Source organism: Streptomyces sp. 150FB, from assembly GCF_000818195.1.
Lineage (GTDB): Bacteria > Actinomycetota > Actinomycetes > Streptomycetales > Streptomycetaceae > Streptomyces.
In genome coordinates this window covers 1,560,205-1,581,829 of sequence record NZ_JTHL01000001.1, presented here as the reverse complement: position 1 = coordinate 1,581,829, position 21,625 = coordinate 1,560,205, and the positions used below count along the sequence as shown (strand labels likewise).

The 21,625-nt window shown below is 69.9% G+C and carries 19 protein-coding genes and 1 pseudogene; 11 read left to right on the top strand and 9 right to left on the bottom strand.

All coding sequences use genetic code 11. From position 1 onward, the window contains the following. Together QR77_RS46515 and QR77_RS06410 are read right to left on the bottom strand one after the other, a co-directional pair. Positions 1 to 203: pseudogene (locus QR77_RS46515) on the bottom strand (hypothetical protein); the annotation flags it as partial. Next, entirely contained in the window at positions 200 to 1,183 is a 984-nt protein-coding gene (locus QR77_RS06410; RefSeq protein WP_040020218.1) for an aldo/keto reductase, read from the bottom strand. The pseudogene QR77_RS46515 and the gene QR77_RS06410, both read right to left, overlap by 4 nt. A gap of 136 nt (positions 1,184 to 1,319) precedes the next feature. On the opposite strand from QR77_RS06410, the gene QR77_RS06405 reads away from it, so the two are divergent. Together QR77_RS06405 and QR77_RS06400 are read left to right on the top strand one after the other, a co-directional pair. After that, positions 1,320 to 2,372 (top strand): LLM class F420-dependent oxidoreductase, encoded by a 1,053-nt coding sequence (locus QR77_RS06405; protein WP_040020216.1) that lies wholly within the window; start codon positions 1,320 to 1,322, stop codon positions 2,370 to 2,372. Positions 2,373 to 2,572: 200 nt separating this feature from the next. Then, a complete protein-coding gene (locus QR77_RS06400) occupies positions 2,573 to 3,358 on the top strand; it encodes a hypothetical protein (RefSeq protein WP_040020214.1) in 786 nt (261 codons plus the stop codon). Between the two features lie 107 nt (positions 3,359 to 3,465). Here the strand turns inward: QR77_RS06400 and corA are convergent, their stop codons facing one another. After that, positions 3,466 to 4,491, bottom strand: coding sequence for a magnesium/cobalt transporter CorA (gene corA / locus QR77_RS06395; RefSeq protein WP_040020213.1), 1,026 nt, complete (start codon positions 4,489 to 4,491; stop codon positions 3,466 to 3,468). Positions 4,492 to 4,553: 62 nt separating this feature from the next. Between corA and QR77_RS06390 the strand changes: the two genes are divergently transcribed. From QR77_RS06390 to mshC, 4 genes are all read left to right on the top strand, one after another. Beyond that, positions 4,554 to 5,240, top strand: coding sequence for a histidine phosphatase family protein (locus QR77_RS06390; protein ID WP_040020212.1), 687 nt, complete (start codon positions 4,554 to 4,556; stop codon positions 5,238 to 5,240). 140 nt (positions 5,241 to 5,380) lie between these two features. Next, positions 5,381 to 5,971 (top strand): DUF3090 domain-containing protein, encoded by a 591-nt coding sequence (locus tag QR77_RS06385; protein ID WP_040020210.1) that lies wholly within the window; start codon positions 5,381 to 5,383, stop codon positions 5,969 to 5,971. Next, the gene (locus QR77_RS06380) at positions 5,935 to 6,795 is read left to right on the top strand and encodes an SCO1664 family protein (protein WP_040020208.1); all 861 of its coding nucleotides are present in this window, start codon (positions 5,935 to 5,937) and stop codon (positions 6,793 to 6,795) included. Before QR77_RS06385 ends, QR77_RS06380 begins: the two co-directional genes overlap by 37 nt. A gap of 57 nt (positions 6,796 to 6,852) precedes the next feature. Further along, positions 6,853 to 8,082, top strand: a complete 1,230-nt coding sequence (mshC, locus tag QR77_RS06375; RefSeq protein WP_040020206.1) for a cysteine--1-D-myo-inosityl 2-amino-2-deoxy-alpha-D-glucopyranoside ligase — start codon at positions 6,853 to 6,855, stop codon at positions 8,080 to 8,082. 195 nt (positions 8,083 to 8,277) lie between these two features. Here mshC and QR77_RS06370 read toward each other — a convergent pair whose 3' ends face one another. Then, positions 8,278 to 9,327: a PAC2 family protein gene (locus QR77_RS06370; protein WP_040020204.1), complete on the bottom strand. Its 1,050-nt coding sequence runs from the start codon at positions 9,325 to 9,327 to the stop codon at positions 8,278 to 8,280. A 252-nt stretch (positions 9,328 to 9,579) separates the two neighbouring features. Here QR77_RS06370 and QR77_RS06365 point away from each other — a divergent pair, with 252 nt between their 5' ends. The 5 genes from QR77_RS06365 to QR77_RS06345 all read left to right on the top strand — a co-directional run bounded on the left by QR77_RS06365 (position 9,580) and on the right by QR77_RS06345 (position 15,414). Next, positions 9,580 to 10,899, top strand: a complete 1,320-nt coding sequence (locus QR77_RS06365; protein ID WP_040027395.1) for an enolase C-terminal domain-like protein — start codon at positions 9,580 to 9,582, stop codon at positions 10,897 to 10,899. Then, positions 10,896 to 11,678 (top strand): SDR family oxidoreductase, encoded by a 783-nt coding sequence (locus tag QR77_RS06360; protein ID WP_040020202.1) that lies wholly within the window; start codon positions 10,896 to 10,898, stop codon positions 11,676 to 11,678. Before QR77_RS06365 ends, QR77_RS06360 begins: the two co-directional genes overlap by 4 nt. 105 nt (positions 11,679 to 11,783) lie before the next feature. Next, on the top strand, positions 11,784 to 12,860 hold the full coding sequence (locus QR77_RS06355; RefSeq protein ID WP_052488567.1) for a sugar ABC transporter substrate-binding protein: 1,077 nt from the start codon (positions 11,784 to 11,786) through the stop codon (positions 12,858 to 12,860). A 2-nt stretch (positions 12,861 to 12,862) separates the two neighbouring features. Next, entirely contained in the window at positions 12,863 to 14,389 is a 1,527-nt protein-coding gene (locus QR77_RS06350; protein ID WP_040020200.1) for a sugar ABC transporter ATP-binding protein, read from the top strand. Further along, positions 14,386 to 15,414, top strand: coding sequence for an ABC transporter permease (locus QR77_RS06345; protein WP_040020199.1), 1,029 nt, complete (start codon positions 14,386 to 14,388; stop codon positions 15,412 to 15,414). The genes QR77_RS06350 and QR77_RS06345 overlap by 4 nt, the downstream gene beginning before the upstream one ends. 89 nt (positions 15,415 to 15,503) lie before the next feature. Here QR77_RS06345 and QR77_RS06340 read toward each other — a convergent pair whose 3' ends face one another. From QR77_RS06340 to QR77_RS06320, 5 genes are all read right to left on the bottom strand, one after another. Continuing rightward, positions 15,504 to 16,175: a FadR/GntR family transcriptional regulator gene (locus QR77_RS06340; protein ID WP_040020198.1), complete on the bottom strand. Its 672-nt coding sequence runs from the start codon at positions 16,173 to 16,175 to the stop codon at positions 15,504 to 15,506. Positions 16,176 to 16,309: 134 nt separating this feature from the next. Further along, complete coding sequence (locus tag QR77_RS06335) at positions 16,310 to 17,926, bottom strand: glycerol-3-phosphate dehydrogenase/oxidase (protein ID WP_040020197.1); 1,617 nt, start codon at positions 17,924 to 17,926, stop codon at positions 16,310 to 16,312. 60 nt (positions 17,927 to 17,986) lie between these two features. Further along, positions 17,987 to 19,537 carry a glycerol kinase GlpK gene (gene glpK, locus QR77_RS06330; protein WP_040020196.1) on the bottom strand — a complete coding sequence of 517 codons (1,551 nt, stop codon included), beginning with the start codon at positions 19,535 to 19,537 and terminating at the stop codon, positions 17,987 to 17,989. Positions 19,538 to 19,574: 37 nt separating this feature from the next. Continuing rightward, positions 19,575 to 20,366, bottom strand: a complete 792-nt coding sequence (locus QR77_RS06325) for an MIP/aquaporin family protein (protein WP_040020194.1) — start codon at positions 20,364 to 20,366, stop codon at positions 19,575 to 19,577. Between the two features lie 332 nt (positions 20,367 to 20,698). Then, positions 20,699 to 21,463 carry an IclR family transcriptional regulator gene (locus QR77_RS06320; RefSeq protein ID WP_040020192.1) on the bottom strand — a complete coding sequence of 255 codons (765 nt, stop codon included), beginning with the start codon at positions 21,461 to 21,463 and terminating at the stop codon, positions 20,699 to 20,701. Positions 21,464 to 21,625: the final 162 nt, after the last annotated feature.

The window sequence follows — 21,625 nt, the reverse complement described above, 5'->3', positions numbered from 1 at the left end:
CCCCCAGCCGCACCGGCGTCCCCGGAATCCGCGCCCTCGACGTCCGCGACGCCCTCGACGTCCGCGACGCCCTCCGCGCCCTCGACGTCCTCCGCCGCCTCGGCACGCACCTCGCCCCGCGCCGCCGCGGTGTCTCCGCCGGCCCCGGCGGTGTCCTCGGTGGCGGCCTCGGCCGCCTCCGCGGTCTCGTGGTCCGTACTCACAGCGTGCTCCAGTCCTGGTCGGGATAGCGGTGCACGGGCGCCGACACATCGTCGAGCGCCTGGCAGATCTCGTCAGGAAGACTAAGGGTCTCCACTGACAGAGCCGCCATGAGCTGCTGCGCGTTGCGCGCGCCGACGATCGGCGCCACCACCCCCGGCCGGTCCCTGATCCACGCGAGCGCCACCTCGATCGGCGTGGTGGCCAGCCCGTCGGCCGCCGTCACCACCGCGTCCACGATCCGGCTCGCCGCCTCGTCCAGATACGGCTCCACGAACAGCGACAACTGGTCCGACGCGCCGCGCGAATCCGGCGGCGTCGAGTGCCGGTACTTACCGGTGAGCACCCCCCGGCCGAGCGGCGACGAGGGCAGCAGGCCGACGCCCAGGTCGATCGCGGCTGGCAGCACCTCCCGCTCGATGCCGCGCTGGAGCAGCGAGTACTCCATCTGCGTACTGGCGAGGCGGGTCCGTATACCGGGCGAGGCGAGCTGCCAGGTCGCGGCCTTGGCGAGCTGCCATCCGCAGAAGTTCGACACGCCCGCGTACCGCGCCCGGCCGCTGCTGACCGCGATGTCCAGGGTGTGGAGCGTCTCCTCCAGCGGGGTTTCGGTGTCAAAGGCGTGGACCTGCCACAGATCCACATAGTCCGTGCCGAGCCGCTCCAGCGAGGCGTCGAGCGCGGCGAGCAGATGTCCGCGCGAGCCGTCGAAGCGCCGGTCGGGGTCCGGGACGCTGCCCGCCTTGGTGGCGATGATCAGATCCCTGCGCGGTACGAGTCTCTCCACGAGCTGTCCGAGCAGATATTCGGAATCCCCGCCCCCGTACACGTCCGCGGTGTCGACGAGGGTGCCGCCCGCCTCCCAGAAAACCTTCAACTGGTCGGCGGCGTCATGCTCGTCGGTGTCCCGTCCCCAGGTCAGGGTGCCGAGCCCGATCCGGGACACACGCAGGCCTGTACGGCCGAGATGCCTCTGCTCCATGGTGGCTGAGATTACTGTCCGGAACCCCTGAGGCAGAGGGGCCCGGGCCAACCTGGCCCTGACGTCGCCGGAGGCCGCGCGCTAGAGTCCGGGACACAGAGACGTTACTGATGAGTAGATGAACAAGGGAGTGGTTATGCGGCTCGGCATCAACCTCGGGTACTGGGGCGCGGGGATGGACAGCGACAACCTCCTGGTCGCGCAGGAGGCCGACCGGCTCGGTTACGACGTCTGCTGGGTCGCCGAGGCGTACGGCTCCGACGCCCCGACCGTGCTGAGCTGGGTCGCCTCGCGGACGGAGTCCATCGACATCGGCTCCGCGATCATGCAGATCCCGGCCCGCCAGCCCGCCATGACCGCCATGACGGCGGCCACGCTCGACTCCCTGTCCGGCGGCCGCTTCCGCCTCGGCCTCGGAGTGTCCGGACCGCAGGTCTCCGAGGGCTGGTACGGGGTCAAGTTCGACAAGCCGCTCGCCCGCACCCGCGAATACGTCGAGATCGTCCGCAGGGCGATGTCCCGCGAGCGCCTCTCGTACGAGGGCGAGCACTGGACGCTGCCGCTGCCCGGCGGCCCCGGCAAGCCGATCAAGCTCACCGTCCACCCGGAGCGCGAGCACATCCCGCTCTACATCGCCGCGATCGGCCCGAAGAACCTGGAGCAGACCGGCGAGATCGCCGACGGCGCCCTGTTGATCTTCCCGTCCGCCGAGCACCTCGAAGAGACGGCGATCAGCTATCTGCGTGCGGGCCGCGAGAAGGCGGGCCTGACCATGGACGGCTTCGACGTCTGCCCCACCGTCCCGATCGCCGTCGGCGACGACGTGACCGCGCTCGCCGACACCTTCCGCGCGTACACCGCGCTCTACGTCGGGGGCATGGGCAGCCGCAAGCAGAACTTCTACAACCAGCTCGCCTCGCGCATGGGGTACGAGAAGGAGGCGGCCGAGATCCAGGAGAAGTACCTCTCGGGCGACAAGACGGGCGCCGCCGCCGCCGTGCCGCACCAGCTCATCGACTCGACCACGCTGCTCGGCCCCGTGGAGCGGATCGCCGAGGGAATGCAGGCGTACGCCGCGGCGGGCGTCACCACCCTGACCCTCTCGCCGGCCGGCTTCACCCTCGACGACCGCCTCGCCGCGCTCCGCGTCGGCACCGAGGCGCTGGAGCGCTCGGGCCTCGCCTCGTAAGGCCGCGGCCGTGGTGGGGGCTCGGGGGTCTTCCCCGCCACGGCCGTCACTTACCTCAACGCGCCCGGAGGTTCTTGGTTACGCGCCGGACGTGCCGTTGCTGTTACTTCTTTCGGCCCAGCGGAGGGCCTGAGCTGTTGCCGCTCACCCCGCACCCCATTTGACTCATTTTCTGCGGACGTCTGTATGGAGGTGCAGTGATGCTTTCGGCCCGAAGCCTGTTCCAGGAGATCCTGGACGACGATCGTTCCTTCCAGCTTTTCTGCTCCATCGCGGCCAGCGGCGAGACCCAGGGAGGCTGGGAGAACGGCCGTATCGCCGCGCTCGTCCCCACGAGCATGCGCGACCTCGCCCCCAAGATCGTCCGGCACGGCGCGGACGAGGACAAGCACGGCCGGCTCTTCAATGCCCTGCTGAAGAAGCGCGAACTCGACCCCGTCGCCGTCCCCTTCGAGACCGACTACACGGCTCTGCTGGAGGCGCGCGGGATCGGCCTCGCGCACGAGAAGCTGCGCGCCGACGAACAGCTCACCGAGCAGGACATCGTCGTCTACCTCTCGCACAGCAGGGTCACCGAGCAGCGGGCCGCCGACCAGATGGTGATGCTGCGGAAGTACTTCGGCGACGACCCCGAGGTCGGCAGGGCCGTCCGGATGATCAGCAGCGACGAGGACAACCACCTCGCCTACTGCAACGAGGAGTTGCTGCGGCTGGCCAAGGCGGGCCACGGCCGGCTCATCCACCGCACCCTCCAGGAGTGCGCCAAGTCCGAGATCGCCGTCTACCGGCAGGTGAGCCTCGCGGTGATGGGCTACATGGGCGACATCCTGTGCTGGCCGGCCGCGAAGTCGGCGCTGCTCGTCACCGGCATCAACGCGATGTACGGGTACGAGCGGGCCGGCGGCTGGCGCCGGATGGTGGGGCTCGCGATGCCGGAGCGACTCGACGCCCTCAACGCCCCGGTGACCGCCGCCCCCGCGGTCTGAGAGCCTCCGGGCCCCCGGCAGGACTCCCCGGGGGCCCGGAAAGCCTCCTCAGCCTGTCTCAGGAGCCTGTCTCAGGGCCCTCAGGCCGCTCAGACCTCTCAAGCCCCTCAGAGCCAGCCACGCCGTTTGAACTGGCGGTACAGGCCGAACACCACCGAGATCATCAGCGCGATCACGGCCGGGTAGCCCCACGTCCATGTCAGCTCCGGCATGTGCTCGAAGTTCATCCCGTAGATCCCCGCGACCAGCGTGGGCACGGCGGCCATCGCCGCCCACGCCGAGATCTTCCGCATGTCGTCGTTCTGCCGGACGCCCATCTGCGCGAGATGCGCCGACAGGATGTCCGACAGCAGCCGGTCCAGCGACTCCACCTGCTCGTTGGCGTGCGCGAGATGGTCGTTGACGTCCCGGAAGAACGGCCGTGCCTGATCGTGCACGAAGGGCACCCCCTGGCCCGCCAGCCGCGTCATGGGCGCGGTCAGCGGCCCGGTCGCCCGGCGGAACTCCTGCACCTGCCGCTTGAAGTTGTAGATCTTGGCGGCGGTCGACGTGGGATAGGCGTTCTTGCCCGAAGCCCCGCGCCCCGCGTCGCCCCCGTCGGGCGCGAACACCGCGGCCTCCAGCTCCTCCAGGTCGACCTGGAGCTCCCCGGCGATGTCGATGTAGTCGTCCACGATCGAGTCGCTGACCGCGTACAGGACCGCAGTCGGCCCCTTCTCCAGAACCTCGGGCTGCGTCTCCAGCCGCCTGCGTACGTCGCCGAGCGGGGCGCCCTCGCCGTGCCTGACCGTCACCACGAACGAATCACCAATGAACACCATCAGCTCGCCCGTGCTGACCGTGTCGGATTCGGGCTCGTACGACACGGGCTTGAGCACCACGAACAGCGAGTCGTCGTAGATCTCCAGCTTGGGCCGCTGATGGGCGCTGAGCGCGTCCTCGACGGCCAGCGGATGCAGTCCGAACTCGCTGCTGACGAGCGAGAACTCCTCCCGCGTCGGCTCGTGGAGCCCGAGCCAGAGAAAGGTGTCCCCCGAGGAGCGTGCCTCGGTGAGGGCGTCGGAGAAGTCGGCGGGCCCGGCGGTGCGGTGTCCGTCGCGGTAAATGGCACAGTCCACGATCACGGCCGCCATTCTTCCCCCGTCCCTGCCCCCTACGCACCAGCGGCACCCCACCGCGGCTTAGGCTGACCGGCATGGCCACGCTGATACTCGTACGTCACGGGCGGTCCACCGCCAACACCGCAGGGCTGCTCGCGGGCTGGACACCGGGCGTCGCCCTCGACGAGCGCGGCGCCGAGCAGGCAGCCGCGCTGCGGCGGCGGCTGGACGGTGTGCCCATTGTCACCGCGGTCACCAGCCCGCTCCAGCGCTGCCGGGAGACCCTGCGGCCGCTGCTCGACGCCAGGCCCGAACTCCAGGTCCACCCCGACGAGCGCATCGGTGAGTGCGACTACGGCGAGTGGACGGGCCGCAAACTCTCCGAGCTGAACGACGAACCGCTGATGGAGGTCGTCCAGCGGCAGCCCTCGGCGGCGGCGTTCCCCGGCGGCGAATCCATGCGCGCGATGCAGGCACGCTCCGTCGAGGCCGTACGGGAGTGGAACGCGCGCGTCGAGGAGGAGCACGGCGAGAACGCCGTCTTCGTCATGTGCTCGCACGGCGACATCATCAAGTCGATCGTCGCCGACGCCCTCGGCACCCACCTCGACCACTTCCAGCGGATCCACGTCGACCCCTGTTCGGTGACGGTCATCCGCTACACCCGGCTGAGCCCCTTCGTGATGCGGGTCGGCGACACCGGCGACCTCAGCGGCCTCGCCCCGCGCGAGGAGTCGGGTGCCGGGACCGGCGTCGTAGGGGGCGGTGCGGGAGCACCGTGATCGCTCCGCGCAGTAGGGTGGACGCGCCGTCCGTGTGATCCGGGGAACCTCCCGGAGCCACGGTCCGCCCTTTGCCTCTTTTGTTCTTCCGCACTTCCTCATCCATCCGTCCCCACACCAATTTCCAAGGGAGACAGGACGTGTCCCGTCAGGTGTACCTCTACGATCCGCCGGACCGCTTCGTGGCCGGCACGGTCGGGCTGCCTGGACGCCGTACGTTCTTCCTGCAGGCTTCAGCGGCGGGGCGTGTCACCAGCGTCGCCCTGGAGAAGACGCAGGTGGCCGCCCTCGCCGAACGCATCGACGAACTGCTCGACGAGGTGGTGCGCCGTACCGGCGGCAACGCCCCGGTCCCGGCCGTAGCGCCCCCCGACGTCGCCGACTCGGCTCCGCTCGACGCCCCCGTCGAGGAGGAGTTCCGGGTCGGCACCATGGCGCTGGCCTGGGACGGTGACGAGCAGCGCATGATCGTCGAGGCGCAGGCGCTGGTCGAACTCGACGCCGACACCGACGAGGATCTCGCCGACGCCGAGGAGCGCCTGCTCCAGGACGAGGAGAACGGTCCGCCGATGCTCCGCGTACGGCTCTCGGGCTCCCAGGCGCGGGCCTTCGCCAAGCGCGCCCTCGACGTCGTGAACGCGGGCCGGCCGCCGTGTCCGCTGTGCAGCCTGCCGCTCGATCCGGAAGGACACGTATGCCCGCGCCAGAACGGATACCGCCGCGGAGCCTGACCACGGTGGATCTGCTCACCAAGGGCGAGCTGGCCGTACTCGGACGCGTCGCCGAGGCGTCCAACGCGGTGCTCTACTGCTCCGTCTCGTACGAGGGCCAGGAGGCGCACTGCGTCTACAAGCCCGTCGCGGGGGAGCGGCCGCTCTGGGACTTCCCCGACGGCACGCTCGCCCAGCGCGAGGTGGCGGCGTACGAGGTGTCCGAGGCGACCGGCTGGGGGCTCGTACCGCCCACCGTGCTGCGCGAAGGACCGTACGGCGAGGGCATGTGCCAGCTCTGGATCGAGGCACCCGACGGCGGCGACGAGGGCGATGACGGCGACGGCGAGGCCGAAGCCGCCCCCGCGCTGCTGGCGCTCGTCGAGGAGGAGGAGCCCTCCGAGGGGTGGAAGGCGGTCGGCTTCGCCGAGGTCGGCGAGGGGCGGACGGCCCTGCTGGTGCACGCGGACGACGAGCGGCTGCGCCGCCTCGCCGTGCTCGACGCGGTGATCAACAACGGCGACCGCAAGGGCGGGCATCTCCTCCCGGCACCCGGCGGGGGGCTCTACGCCATCGACCACGGCGTCACGTTCAACGTGGACGACAAACTGCGCACCCTGCTGTGGGGTTGGGCGGGCGACCCGCTGACCGACGAGGCCAAGGACGTGCTGGCGCGGCTGGAGAAGGAGCTGGCCGAGGGCGAGCCGCTCGCCACCCGGCTGGCCGCCCTGATCACGCCCGCCGAGACCGAAGCGGTGAGGGCGCGGGTGCGTGAGCTGCGCCACACGGGATGCCACCCGGAGCCGTCAGGACAGTGGCCCGCCATCCCCTGGCCGCCGGTCTGAGAGACGTATTCCGTATCCGGTTCGGTCTCAGAACTGTGGTCCGGTTACGCTCATGACATGCATGCTTGGCCCGCTTCCGAGGTTCCCGCCCTGCCTGGCAAGGGCCGCGACCTGAGGATCCATGACAGCTCGACAGGTGGCCGAGTCACCCTCGAGCCCGGTCCTGTCGCCCGAATCTATGTCTGCGGCATCACGCCGTACGACGCGACCCATATGGGGCACGCGGCGACCTACAACGCGTTCGACCTCGTCCAGAGGATCTGGCTCGACACGAGGCGGCAGGTTCACTACGTACAGAACGTGACCGATGTCGACGATCCGCTGCTGGAGCGCGCGCAGCGGGACGGCGAGGACTGGGTGGCTCTCGCCGAGCGCGAGACGAAGCTGTTCCGCGAGGACATGACCGCGCTCCGGATGCTGCCGCCCAAGCACTACATCGGCGCCGTCGAGGCGATACCGGGCATCGTGCCGCTCGTCGAGCGGCTGCGGGACGCCGGAGCCGCGTACGACCTCGAAGGGGACGTCTACTTCTCGGTCGCCGCCGACCCGCACTTCGGTGAGGTCTCCCGGCTCGACGCCGCGGCCATGCGGCTGCTGTCGGCCGAGCGCGGCGGCGACCCGGACCGGCCCGGCAAGAAGAACCCCCTCGACCCGATGCTCTGGATGGCGGCCCGCCCCGACCAGCCGAGCTGGGACGGGGGCACGCTGGGGCGTGGCAGGCCCGGCTGGCACATCGAGTGTGTGGCCATCGCCCTCGACCATCTCGGCATGGGCTTCGACGTCCAGGGCGGCGGCAGCGATCTGGCCTTCCCGCACCACGAGATGGGCGCCTCCCACGCGCAGGTGCTGACCGGCGAGCACCCCTTCGCCCAGGCGTACGTGCACGCCGGGATGGTGGGCCTGGACGGCGAGAAGATGTCCAAGTCCAGGGGCAACCTGGTATTCGTCTCGACGCTGCGGCGGGACGGCGTGGACCCGGCGGCCATCCGCCTCGCGCTCCTCGCCCACCACTACCGGTCGGACTGGGAGTGGACCGACCAGGTGCTCCAGGACGCCGTCGACCGCCTCGGCCGCTGGCGTGCCGCCGTGTCCCGGCCCGACGGGCCCTCCGCCGACGCGCTCGTCGAGGAGATCAGGGCGGCCCTGTCGGACGACCTGGACTCCCCGGCGGCGCTGGCCGCCGTCGACCGCTGGGCGGCGCTCCAGCAGTCCGGTGGGGGTACGGAGGAGGGCGCGCCCGGCGTGGTGTCACGCGCCGTCGACGCGCTCATGGGCGTCGCGCTCTAGAACGGCGTACGACAGGAGGGGGCGGCGCCGGACCGGCGCCGCCCCCCTCCTGCTTCTTACCTCGGCCTGCTTCACACCTGGGCCTGCTTCATACCCGGGGCCTGCTTCACACCTGGGGCCCGCGTAATGCCGGGGCCCCTCAAGACACCTGACGCCCGCTCAAGACCCCGGCCCCGCTTCGTACCTGAGGCGCTCTCAGTCCTCGGATGAATCTTCCCCGTCGTCCGGCTCAGGTCCGGGCTCCTGCGGCCCCTGCTCGGGCTCGGCGCCCGGCTCGGGACCGCTGCGCTGTGCCTTCGGCGGCCGGCCCTTGCCGCCGGGTGCGTCACGCCGGTACGGCCCCTCGCCGCTCTCCGTGGCATGGCCGCCGGCCCCGGCGGTACCGCTCCCCGGCTGCCCGGGACCGCCGTCACGCCGCCGCAGATACCTCTCGAACTCCCGGGCGATGGCCTCGCCGGAAGCCTCCGGAAGCTCCGCGGTGTCCCGCGCCTCCTCCAGCGACTGGACGTACTCCGCCACCTCGCTGTCCTCGGCGGCCAGTTGGTCCACACCGAGCTGCCAGGCCCGCGCGTCCTCGGCCAGTTCGCCCTGCGGGATGCGCAGACCGATCAGGTCCTCAAGACGGTTGAGGAGCGCCAGCGTCGCCTTCGGGTTGGGCGGCTGGGACACGTAGTGCGGCACGGCCGCCCACAGGCTCACCGCCGGAACACCCGCGTGCGTACAGGCCTCCTGGAGGATGCCGACGATGCCGGTCGGCCCCTCGTACCGCGTCTCCTCCAGGTCCATCGTCCTGGCCAGGTCCGCGTCCGAGGTCACCCCGCTGACCGGTACGGGGCGGGTGTGCGGGGTGTCGCCCAGCAGCGCTCCCAGGATGACGACCATCTCCACACCCAGCTCATGGGCGAAGCCCAGGATCTCGTTGCAGAAGGAGCGCCACCGCATGGACGGCTCGATGCCGCGGACCAGCACCAGGTCGCGCGGGGTGTCGCCGCCGACCCGGACCACCGAGAGTCTGGTCGTCGGCCAGACGACCTTCCGCGTACCGCCGTCCAGATGCACCGTGGGCCGGTTGACCTGGAAGTCGTAGTAGTCCTCGGCGTCGAGCGCCGCGAACACCTCGCCCTTCCACTCCCGGTCCAGATGGCCGACCGCCGTGGAGGCTGCGTCGCCCGCGTCGTTCCAGCCCTCGAACGCGGCCACCATGACCGGGTCGATCAGCTCGGGTACCCCCTCGAGCTCGATCACCCAGTGCCTCCTTCCGAAGTTCCCTTAATCTCCGGACCAACCTTACGGCTTTCCACCTGGCGGTCCGCAGTCACTGTCCTCACCCGGGTGAACTTCGGGGTGGTGCTGCACGGATCGGCGCGCTGGGGTGTGCATCCCCATATTCATCCGAGCTGTACGGGTTATTTTCTGCTCAGCCCTGGACGTTTAGCCGGTTGCGGCGCTATACATCGGATGACCGAAAGAGATCCGATGTTCTTCAAGGGGGCGTGCATGAGTCAGACCGTCACGGGGTTCGAGGTTCACGACATCCGTTTTCCCACCTCGGAACAGCTCGACGGCTCCGACGCCATGAACCCGGACCCCGACTACTCGGCCGCCTATGTGGTCCTGCGTACCACGGACGGCTCCGAGGGTCACGGCTTCTGCTTCACCATCGGGCGCGGCAATGAGGTCACCGCCGCCGCCATCGAGGCGCTTCGGCCCTACGTCGTGGGGCGCCCGGCACCGGTCGGCGCGGCCGGCCTCGCCGCGCTCTACTTCGAGCTCACCCATGACTCGCAGCTCCGCTGGCTCGGCCCCGAGAAGGGCGTCATGCACATGGCGGCGGGCGCCGTCGTCAACGCGGCCTGGGACCTGGCGGCCAAGCAGGCGGGAAAGCCCGTCTGGGAGTTCCTCGCTTCGATGACACCCGAGGAACTGGTCTCGCTCGTCGACTTCCGCTACCTGACGGACGCGCTCACCCCCGACGAGGCGCTGGAGATCCTCCGCGCCGCCGAACCGGGCAGGGCCGGGCGCGCCGAGAGCCTGCGGGAGCGGGGCTACGCCGCGTACACCACGTCGCCCGGCTGGCTCGGCTACTCCGACACCAAGCTCGTCACGCTCGCCAAGCAGGCCGTCGCCGACGGCTTCGAGCAGATCAAGCTGAAGGTCGGCGGAGACCTCGACGACGACGTACGCCGGATGAAGCTCGCGCGCTCCGCCGTCGGCCCCGACATCCGGATCGCCGTCGACGCCAACCAGCGCTGGGACGTGGCGGAGGCGCTGCGCTGGATGTCCGCGCTCGCGCCGTACGAACCGCACTGGATCGAGGAGCCCACCAGCCCCGACGACATCCTCGGCCACGCCGCCATCAGGGCCGGCCAGCCGGTCAAGGTCGCCACCGGTGAGCACGTCGCCAACCGGGTCGTCTTCAAGCAGCTCCTCCAGGCCGGGGCCGTCGACTTCGTACAGATCGACGCGGCCAGGGTCGCCGGGGTCAACGAGAACGTGGCGATCCTGCTGCTCGCCGCCAAGTACGGCGTGCCCGTCTGCCCGCACGCGGGCGGCGTCGGGCTCTGCGAGCTGGTCCAGCACCTGTCGATGTTCGACTACGTCGCCGTGTCGGGGGAGTGGGAGGACCGGGTCATCGAGTACGTCGACCACCTCCACGAGCACTTCGCCGACCCCGCCGTGATCGTGAACGGGCGTTACGAGACCCCGTCGGCACCCGGCTTCTCCGCCCGGATGCTCCCGGAGTCCATCGCCGAGTACAGCTATCCCGACGGACCCGTCTGGCGGGCCCGTCGCACCACCCAGGAGGTCAGTTCGTGACGGCAGCACAGATACCCGACTTCGAAGGGCTCGGCGCCCTGGTGACCGGCGGCGCCTCCGGCATCGGGGCGGCCATCGCGACGCTGCTCGTCGCGCGCGGCGCCCGGGTCGCCGTACTCGACCGGGAGACCGCGGGCGCGCCGGAAGGGACGCTGGCGCTCAAGGCGGACGTCACCGACGACGCGGCGGTCAAGGCGGCGGTCGACGCCGCCGCCGCCGAGTTCGGCGCCCTGCACACGGTCGTGTCGAACGCGGGCATCGGCGCCCAGGGCACCGTCCTCGACAACGCCGACGACGAGTGGCACCGGGTCCTCGACATCAACGTCCTCGGCATGGTCCGCACCGCGCGCCACGCCGTACCCCACCTGCGCCGCTCAGCCGCCGAGCGGCCCGGCTGCGTCTCGATCACCCAGACCTGCTCCATCGCCGCCACGGCCGGCCTGCCCCAACGCGCCCTCTACAGCGCCAGCAAGGGCGCGGTACTCTCGCTGACCCTGGCGATGGCGGCCGACCACATCCGCGAAGGCATCCGCGTCAACTGCGTCAACCCCGGCACCGCCGACACACCCTGGATCGGCCGGCTGCTGGACAGCGCACCCGATCCGGCGGCCGAACGCGCCGCGCTCGCCGCACGCCAGCCCACGGGCCGGCTGGTCAGCGCCGACGAGGTCGCCGCCGCCGTCGTCTACCTCGCGAGCCCGGCGGCCGCCGCCGTCACGGGGACGGCGCTCGCCGTCGACGGTGGAATGCAGGGCCTGCGCCTGCGCCCCACAAGCTGACACAGCCCGAACTGACACACCACAAGCTGACACACCCCACAACTGACGCGCCCCACGAGCCGACACACCAGAGCCGACAACACCAAGCCTAAGGACGGGACATCCATGCTGCGAAACTCCGTGGGGCGACGCCCACTCGGCAGAATCCGTACGACGAGCGCGGCGGCCTGCGCCGTGCTGCTCGCCGTCACGGCGCTGGCGGGCTGCAACCGCGAGGAATCGAAGGGCGCTTCGGGCAGCGGCGGCAAGGTGGGCATCGATCTGCCGCGCAGCGACAGCGACTTCTGGAACTCCTACCAGGGATACGTCGAACAGGGCGTGAAGGACGGCGTGGTCGACGCGCTCCCGCTGTCCAACTCGCAGAACGACATCGGCAAACTGGTCGCCAACGTGCAGGCGTTCCAGGAGCAGGGCGCCAAAGCGATTGTCATGGCCCCGCAGGACACGGGCGCCGTGACCGAGGCGCTCAACACGCTGAACGAGAAGAAGATACCCGTGATCAGCGTCGACACCCGGCCCGACAAGGGTCAGGTCTACATGGTCGTACGCGCCGACAACCGCGCCTACGGCGAGCAGGCCTGCCAGTTCCTCGGCAAGCAGCTCAAGGGCAAGGGCAAGGTCGCCGAGTTCCAGGGCGACCTGTCCTCCATCAACGGCCGTGACCGGTCCGAGGCGTTCAAGTCCTGCATGGACAAGAACTTCCCCGGCATCAAGGTCTTCGAGCTGGTCACCAACTGGGCCGGCGACGTCGCCTCGGCCAAGCTCCAGTCCACACTGGCGGCCAACCCCGACCTCAACGGGATCTACATGCAGGCGGGCGGCGTCTTCCTCCAGCCGACCCTGGCCCTGCTGGAGCAGAAGAAGCTCCTGAAGGCCCCCGGCACCCCCGGACACATCACGATCATCTCCAACGACGGCATCCCGCAGGAGTTCGACGCGATCCGGCAGGGCAAGATCGACGCCACCGTCTCGCAGCCGGCCGACCTGTACGCCAAGTACGCGCTCCAGTACGCCAAGGACGCGCTGGCCGGCAAGAAGCAGAAGGTCGGCCCGACGGACCACGACTCCAACATCATCAAGATCCCGAACGGCTTGGAGGACCAGCTCCCCGCGCCGCTCGTGACCAAGGACAACGTGGACGACGCGAAGCTGTGGGCCAACCAACTGGACAAGAAGAACTAGCCATGGATCAGGCAGCACCCGCCGCGGTACACGCGGAAGGCATCGTCAAGCGCTTCGGTCCCACCGTCGCGCTCGACGGTGTCCGGCTCACGGTCCACGCCGGCGAGTCACACGCCCTCGTCGGGCGCAACGGAGCGGGCAAGTCCACTCTCGTCAGCGTCCTCACCGGGCTGCACAGCCCCGACGAGGGACAGGTGACCTTCGGCGGCGAGCCCGCGCCCGCCTACGGCGACACCACGGCCTGGCAGTCCAAGGTCGCGTGTGTCTACCAGAAGTCGATGGTCGTGCCGGACCTCACCGTCGCCGAGAACCTGTTCCTGAACAACTACGGCCTCGAAGGGTCCGGCAGCCGCTTCATCAGTTGGCGGGGGCTGCGCAAACGAGCCCAGGACCTGCTCGCCGGATACGGCGTGGACGTCGACCCGGGCGTCCGCGCGAAGGATCTCCCGGTCGAGCAGCGGCAGTTCGTCGAGATCGCCCGGGCGCTGTCCTTCGGTGCCCGGCTGATCATCCTGGACGAGCCGACGGCGCAGCTCGACGCGCGCGGCATCGAGCGGCTCTTCGACAAACTCCGCGAACTCCAGGGCCAGGGAGTGGCGTTCCTCTTCATCTCGCACCATCTGCAAGAGGTGTACGAGCTGTGCACCACCGTCACCGTCTACCGCGACGCCCGGCATGTGCTGACCGCCCCGGTCGCCGAGCTGAGCAAGACGGAGCTGGTGACGGCGATGACGGGGGAGTCGGCGGGCACGGCGGCCGCCTGGCACGCCGCGCACAACACCGCGCCCGACGAGAGCGTGGAGCCCGTACTGCGTACCGAAGGGCTCGCCCTTGAGGGGGAGTTCGAGCCGATCGACCTCGCGGTACGGCCCGGTGAGGTGCTCGGTGTCGCCGGAGGAGCCGCCAGCGGCAACACCGCGCTCGGCGAGATCCTCGTCGGGATGCGGAAGGCGACCTCGGGGCGGATCTCCATGCGGGGCGCCACCGTGAAACCGGGCAGCGTCCCGCACGCCCTCGACGCCGGGATCGGCTACATCCCCGAGGACCGGCACCTCCAGGGGCTCGTCATGCAGCGCAGTGTGGCCGAGAACGCCACGCTCACGGTCGCCGACCAGCTCGGCCCGTGGGGGACCGTACTGCCCTCCCGGACACGGGAGTTCGCGCGGTCCATGATCGACTCGCTGGACATCAAGACCACCGGACCCGAGCAGCCGGTCTCCGGTCTGTCCGGCGGCAATCAGCAGAAGGTCGTCGTCGCCCGGGCGCTGGCCCGGGGCCCCAGCGCGCTGGTGGCCGTACGCCCCACGGCGGGCGTCGACGTGAAGTCGAAGGACTCGCTGCTCGGCGTGGTTCGCACGGTGGCCGACGAAGGCAGCGCCGCCGTGATCATCTCGGACGAGCTGGACGATCTGCGGGTGTGCGACCGGGTGCTTGCCCTGTTCCACGGCCGTGTGGTGGCCACGTTCGGCAGTGGGTGGTCCGACCAGGAACTGGTCGCCGCCATGGAAGGTGTGGGGGAAAGGGAATGACCGACACGATACGTCCGCCGGTGGCGGAGCGGACCACGGAACCGGGTCCGCGCGGCAGGCTCAAACTCATCAGGTGGAGCGACTTCTCGCTCGTGCCGGTGATCCTTGTGCTGATGGTGATCGGCTTCATCGTCTCGCCGGTCTTCCTCACCTCCAACAACCTGATCAGTGTGGTCCAGCAGTCGTCCGAGCTGAGCCTGCTGGTGCTCGGTGAGGCGCTGATCCTCATCACCGGGCGGATGGACCTGTCGCTGGAGTCGACGATCGGCATCGCTCCGGTCATCGCGATGTGGCTCGTACTGCCGTCCTCCGGCGGGCGGTTCACCGGTCTCGGCCTGCTGCCCACCTGGTCGGCGATCCCGCTGTGCCTGCTGGCCGGTCTCGCCGTCGGGGTCGTCAACGGCTTCCTGATGCTCAAACTGCGGGTCAACGGCTTCATCGCCACGCTCGGCATGCTGACCATGCTGCGCGGCCTTCAGATCGGCATCACCGAGGGCAAGTCGATCACCGAAGTCCCGGACTCCTTCCGCTACTTGGGCAAGACCTCCTGGCTGGGGGTGCCGGCGGCGGTCTGGATCTGCCTCGCGCTCTTCGCCATCGGCGGCTGCGTCCTGGCCTGGCTGCGGCACGGACGGGCGCTGTACGCCATCGGCGGCAACCCGGAGGCGGCGCGCGCCGCCGGTATCCGGGTGGACCGGATCACCTGGGTCGTCCTCGCCGTCGGCGGGCTGCTGGCCGGCTTCGCCGGTGTGCTCTACACCGGCCACTACGGCTCGGTCGCCGCCAACCAGGGCAACGGCTGGATCTTCCAGGTCTTCGCCGCCGCCGTCATCGGCGGGATCAGCCTGAAGGGCGGGCGCGGCACGCTCTTCGGCGCGCTGACGGGTGTGCTGACCCTCCAGCTCGTGGTGAACGTGATGACACTCGGCGGGGTGCCCGCGCTCTGGAACCAGTTCCTCAACGGCGCGATCATCATCGTCGCGCTGGTCATCTCGCGCTTCGCGAGCGGCGAGAAACAGGACTGACAGCGCCGGGGACGCCCCGGACCCACTGCCGGCCCCGGCTCCGGCCCCCCGCTCCGTAGAGGATCACGGAGCCGGGGGCCGGAGCGCGTTCACAGCGTCGAGCGCAGCCACATCTCCACACTCGCGATATGCACCGTGGCCCAGGATCTGGCGGCGTCGGCGTCACGGTCGCGCAGCGCGGCGAGGATCGCCCGGTGCTCGTGGAGCGTACGGCTGACCGCGTCCTCCTGGGTCAGCCCGCGCCAGATCCGCGCCCTGGTCGTCGGCCCGGAGAGGCCGTCCAGCAGCGAGCACAGCACCGAGTTGCCCGACGACTGGACGATGCCCCGGTGGAACTCCAGGTCGGAGGCGACCAGTTGCTCCACCGAGGGGTCCTCGCCGAGCGCGTCGAGCTGCCCGCTCAGCGTGTCGAGCGCCTCCGCGGTGATCAGGCCGCTCGCCATCGCCGTCGCCGCCGGCTCCAGGATCCTGCGCACCGCGAGGAACTCCAGCACCGTGTCGTCCCGGTGGAAGTCCACGACGAAGCTGAGCGCTTCGAGCAGGAGCTGCGGGTCGAGGCTGGTGACATACGTACCGTCGCCCTGCCGCACATCCAGGATGCGGATGAGCGACAGCGCCCGTACCGCCTCGCGGAGCGAGTTGCGGGACAGACCGAGGTCGGCGGCGAGTTCGCTCTCCTTGGGGAGGCGGTCGCCGGGGCGCAGCGCGCCGGAGACGATCATTCCCTTGATCTTCTCTATGGCCTCGTCGGTGACAGCCATGGGCGACCTCCAGACATCCGATGTATCGGCCCCCATTATGCGTCGCCGGACGCGAAAGAGGGACGGCTCCAGGTCAAGGAACCGTCCCTCATCCGTCAGACAGCGGCCAAAAGGCGCTCAGCGCTCGGCGGCCGTCAGCTCCGCCGGGGCTGTGCCAGCAGCTCCTCGACCCTGGCGCGGACGGCGTCCGTGTCGAGCCCCCTGATCGTCAGGGTCGTACGGCGGCGCAGCACGTCGTCCACCGTCTCGGCCCACTCGTGGTCGCGGGCGTACACGGCCTGCGCCCATATCTCGGGCGCCTGCGGATGCATGCGCTCGCCCAGCTCGGGGTGCTCGTTCGCGAGGCGCACGATGTCGAACGCCAGCGAACCGTAGTGCGTCGCGAGGTGGTGCGCGGTGTCCTCGGCCATCGAGGGCCCGGCGCCGCCGCCGTCGATCATCAGCCGGTGCGCGACCGCCTTCGGGTTGGATATGCCCGGCAGCGGGAGCTTCTTCGGCAGATCGGCGATCGGCTCCATGTGGTCGGAGAGCGGATGCCCCGGCAGATCGGCCAGCTTGTTCATGACCGTACGGCCGATATGACGGAACGTCGTCCACTTGCCGCCGGCCACCGACAGCATGCCGCCCCTGCCCTCGGTCACCACCGTCTCGCGCTTGGCGGTCGAGGTGTCACCGGGACCGCCGGGCAGCACCCGCAGACCCGCGAAGGAGTACGTGATCAGATCACGCGAGAGCTGCTGGTCGCGCACGGACAGCGAGGCCTCGTCCAGGATCTGGTGGATGTCCTTCTCGGTGACGGAGACATCGGCCGGCTCACCCTCGTACGACTCGTCCGTCGTGCCGAGCAGCAGCATGTCCTCCCAGGGGAGGGCGAAGGTGATGCGGTACTTGTCGATGGGCGTGGCGAGCGCCGCCTGCCAGGGGGCGCTGCGCTTCAGTACGAGGTGCGCGCCCTTGGAGAGCCGGATGGAGGGGTCGGCGCCCGGGTCCTCCATCTTCCGCAGGTGGTCGACCCACGGGCCGGTGGCGTTGAGGACGAGGCGCGCGTCGACGCCGAACTCGGAGCCGTCCATGTTGTCCCGGAGTTCGGCGCCCGTCACCCGTCCCTGGGTGAAGCGCAGCCCGGTGACCGAGGCGTGGTTGAGGACGGTGGCGCCGGACTCTACGGCGGCGCGCACCGTCATCAGCGCCATCCTGGCGTCGTTCATCTGGTCGTCGCCGTAGACGGCCACGGCCTTGAGGTTGTCCGTACGGAGTTCGGGTACGGCGCGCCGCGCCTTCGCCGGGCTGATGACGTGGCCGACGCCGTCGCCGAAGGCGGAGAGCGCCGAGTAGGCGAAGACGCCGGCGCCGAGCTTGGCCGCGCCGTGCGGTCCGCCCTTGTAGACCGGCAGGTAGAAGGTGAGCGGGTTCGCCAGGTGGGGGGCCACCTGGCGGGAGACGGCCCGCCGTTCGAAGTGGTTCTCGGCGACGAGTTTCACCGCGCCGGTCTGCAGGTAGCGCAGACCGCCGTGGAGCAGTTTGGAGGAGGCGGAGGACGTGGCGCCGGCGAAGTCGCCACCGTCCACCAGGGCCACCCGCAGACCCGACTGGGAGGCATGCCAGGCGGTGGAGATGCCCAGGATGCCGCCTCCGATCACCAGGAGGTCGTATGTCGCCCGTGACATCTGGTCCCGGGTCTCGGCGCGGCTCGGCAGCGAACCGCCGGCGGGGTGCGTCCCCAGGGCGGGGGCGCTCTGCAGGATGCTCATTCTCACTCCTCGTGCTTGTCGTGCCGGGCGGCGGCGGAACTCTTCAGCCGCGCCGCTCCGTCAGCTTTCGTCCTCGTCGATCCAGCCCTTGGTCCGCTCGACGGCCTTGAGCCACTTCTTGTACTCGCGGTCGCGCTCCGCCGGCTCCATGTCCGGCGTCCACTCGGCAGCCCTGCGCCAGTTGGCGCGCAGCGCGTCCGTGTCCGGCCAGAAGCCGACGGCGAGACCGGCGGCATAGGCCGCGCCGAGGACGGTGGTCTCGGCGACCATCGGGCGCACCACGGGTGCGTCGAGTACGTCGGCGAGCTTCTGCATCAGCAGGTTGTTGGAGGTCATGCCGCCGTCGACCTTGAGGGAAGTCAGCTCGACCCCCGAGTCCTTGGTCATGGCGTCGCTGATCTCGCGGGTCTGCCAGGCCGTCGCCTCCAGCACGGCACGGGCGATGTGCGCCTTGGTGACGTAGCCCGTGAGGCCGGCGATCACGCCGCGCGCGCCGGAGTCCCAGTGCGGTGCGAAGAGCCCGGAGAAGGCGGGTACGAAGTACGCGCCGCCGTTGTCCTCGACCGACGACGCCAGGGTCTCGATCTCGGCCGCCGAGTTGATCAGCCCCATCTGGTCGCGCATCCACTGCACGAGCGCGCCGGTGACGGCGATGGAGCCTTCCAGGGCGTACACCGCCGGCTTGTCGCCGATGCGGTAACCGACCGTGGTCAGCAGGCCGTTGTAGGAGTTGATCGGCTTGTTGGCGGTGTTCATCAGCATGAACGTGCCGGTGCCGTACGTCGACTTGGCCTCGCCCTCGGCGAAACAGGTCTGGCCGAACAGGGCCGCCTGCTGGTCACCGAGCGCGGAAGCGACGGGGATGCCGTCCAGGACGCCGCCCTTGACGGTTCCGTACACCTCCGCCGAGGAACGGATCTCCGGCAGCATGGCCATCGGAACGCCGATCGACGCGCAGATCTTCGGGTCCCACTGGAGCGTGTCCAGGCGCATCAGCATCGTACGGGAGGCGTTGGTGACGTCCGTGACGTGCACGCCGCCGTTGACGCCGCCGGTCAGGTTCCAGATGACCCAGGAGTCCATGGTGCCGAAGAGGATGTCGCCGTTCTCGGCGCGCTCGCGCAGCCCCTCCACGTTGTCCAGCAGCCAGCGGGCCTTGGGCCCGGCGAAGTAGGTGGCCAGCGGCAGACCGGTGTCGCGCCTGAAGCGGTCCTGGCCGACGTTGCGGCCCAGCTCCTTGACGAGCCCGCTGGTGCGGGTGTCCTGCCAGACGATGGCGTTGTGCACCTGCTCACCGGTGTTCTTGTCCCAGAGCATGGTGGTCTCGCGCTGGTTGGTGATGCCGATCGCCAGGACGTCGGCCTTGGTGATGCCGGCCTTCTCGATGGCGTTCGCCACGACTTCCTGGACATTGGTCCAGATCTCGTTGGCGTTGTGTTCGACCCACCCCGGCTTGGGGAAGATCTGCTCGTGCTCCTTCTGGTCGACGGCGACGATCCGGCCGTCCTTGTCGAAGACGACGCAGCGGCTCGATGTCGTGCCCTGGTCGATGGCCGCGATGAACGGCCCCGTCCCGTGGGAGGAAATTCCGGTGGTCTGCGCTTCACTCACGGTGTCTGCTCCTGCTCTGTGCGAAGGGGTACGGGGGTCATTTGAAGGCGAGGTTGTAGAAGCCGCCCGCCGCCGCGCCGCCGATCAGCGGAGCGACCACCGGAATCCACGCGTACGACCAGTCCGAGCCGCCTTTGTTGGGCAGCGGCAGGAGCGCGTGCACGATGCGGGGACCGAGGTCACGCGCCGGGTTGATGGCGTACCCCGTGGGTCCGCCCAGCGAGAGACCGATGGCGACCACGACGAGGGCGGTGATCAGCACACCCAGCGTGCCGAGGCCGTTGCCCTTGTCGTTGAGTCCCTGCGTCAGGATCGCGATGACGAGGACGAATGTGGCGATGACCTCCGTCAGTACGTTCTGCACGACATTGCGGACCTCGGGGCCCGTGGAGAAGATTCCGAGGACCGGACCCGCCTTCGGCGCCGTCCGCTGGTCGACGAGGCCGTCCACAGCCGGCTGTGCGGCGAGGACCTCGGGGTCTGTCAGATGTGCGGTGAACTGACCCATGTAGACCACCCAGACCAGGAAGGCGCCGATGATCGCGCCAAGCAGTTCGGAGCCGAGGTAGAGCGGTACGTCGCTCCACTTGGTGCCGCCCTCGATCGCGAGACCCAGGGTGACGGCGGGGTTGAGCTGGGCGCCGGAGACGCCCGCCGAGAGATACGCGCCGGTCAGGACAGCGAAGCCCCATCCGAAGCTGATGGCGAGCCAGCCGGCGCCGAGTGCCTTCGAGCGTTTGAGAGTGACAGCGGCTACAACGCCGCCGCCGAGCAGGATCAGGATGGCGGTACCTGTGGTCTCGCCTATGAAGATATCGAGGCTGGACACCCGAGACTCCTTTGTCCTTCGTCCAGTGAATGGCGGACCTCCGACTGGTGCCATCGGCCCGCGCCCCCGGGTGGGGGCTCTACCGGCCGCTGGCACTGTCACACCATAACTCGCATTATCGTCAAGTGTTCGACAATGCCGACCGGTGATCGGCAGTGTCGTCCTGAGCCGAACCCGGCGTCAAGGGTTCGGTCACCGGAACCTCGCTCACGGCGTGACCGCGGCATACGGCCCGGCCACCTCGGCGGACGGGCCCCCGGCGTCCCGCGACTTCCGCCGACCCGCTCTCCAGCGCGGATCGGGTCACTACCCCCGATGATCCGCCTTTCCGGTCAAAACCGCCCGGCGCCGACCTCTCTGGACACCGAGCGGGCGCATTCCCGGACGGCCGCGATCAGCTCGGGACGCAGCTCGTCCCCCGTACGGAGCCGCTCCACCGCACCGGTGATGGCTATGGCGCCGACCGGCATCCGGCGCCGGTCGTGGATGGGGGCGGCCACGGCGGCGACCCCCTCCCAGGTCTCCTCCATGTCGACCGCCCAGCCGCGCGCCCGGGTCAGTGCGAGAGACATCTCGAACTCCTCCAGGTCCGTCACGGTCCGCCCGGTGAAACTGTCCCGCTTCCCCTCGACCGCCTCGCTGTGCGCCACCGGGTCGTACGCGCAGAGGACCTTGCCCAGCGCCGTCGAGTGCAGCGGCTGCATGGCGCCCACCTCCAGCACCTGCCGGCTGTCGTCGGGGCGGAAGACGTGGTGGACGATCAGTACGCCCTGCTGGTGCACGACCCCGAGATGGACGCTCTCGCCGCTGGAGCGCGCCAGGTCGTCCGTCCAGACGACGGCGCGCGAACGCAGCTCGTGCACGTCCAGGTAGCTGTTCCCGAGCCGCAGCAGCTCGGCGCCGAGCTGGTAGCGGCCCGAAGCCGCGTCCTGCTCGACGAAGCCCTCAGCCTGGAGGGTGCGCAGAATCCCGTGGGCCGTGCCCTTGGCCAGGTCGAGCGAGGAGGCGATGTCGGACAGACCGAGCCGCCGCTCACCGCCGGCGAGCAGCCGGAGCATCGCCGCGGCGCGCTCCAGCGACTGGATGTTCTTCGCCATCAGAGGACAGACCTCCCTCACACAGTTCGACAATGCTGAACAGTATCCGCTTATGCCGAGCATGTCCGTGACACGACGGACCCGCCTTCCGGGGGCGGCGCCCCCCGGATGGAGCCGGATGGAGCCCGGATGGAGTCCGTCCCCTGGTATGAAACGGCGCTC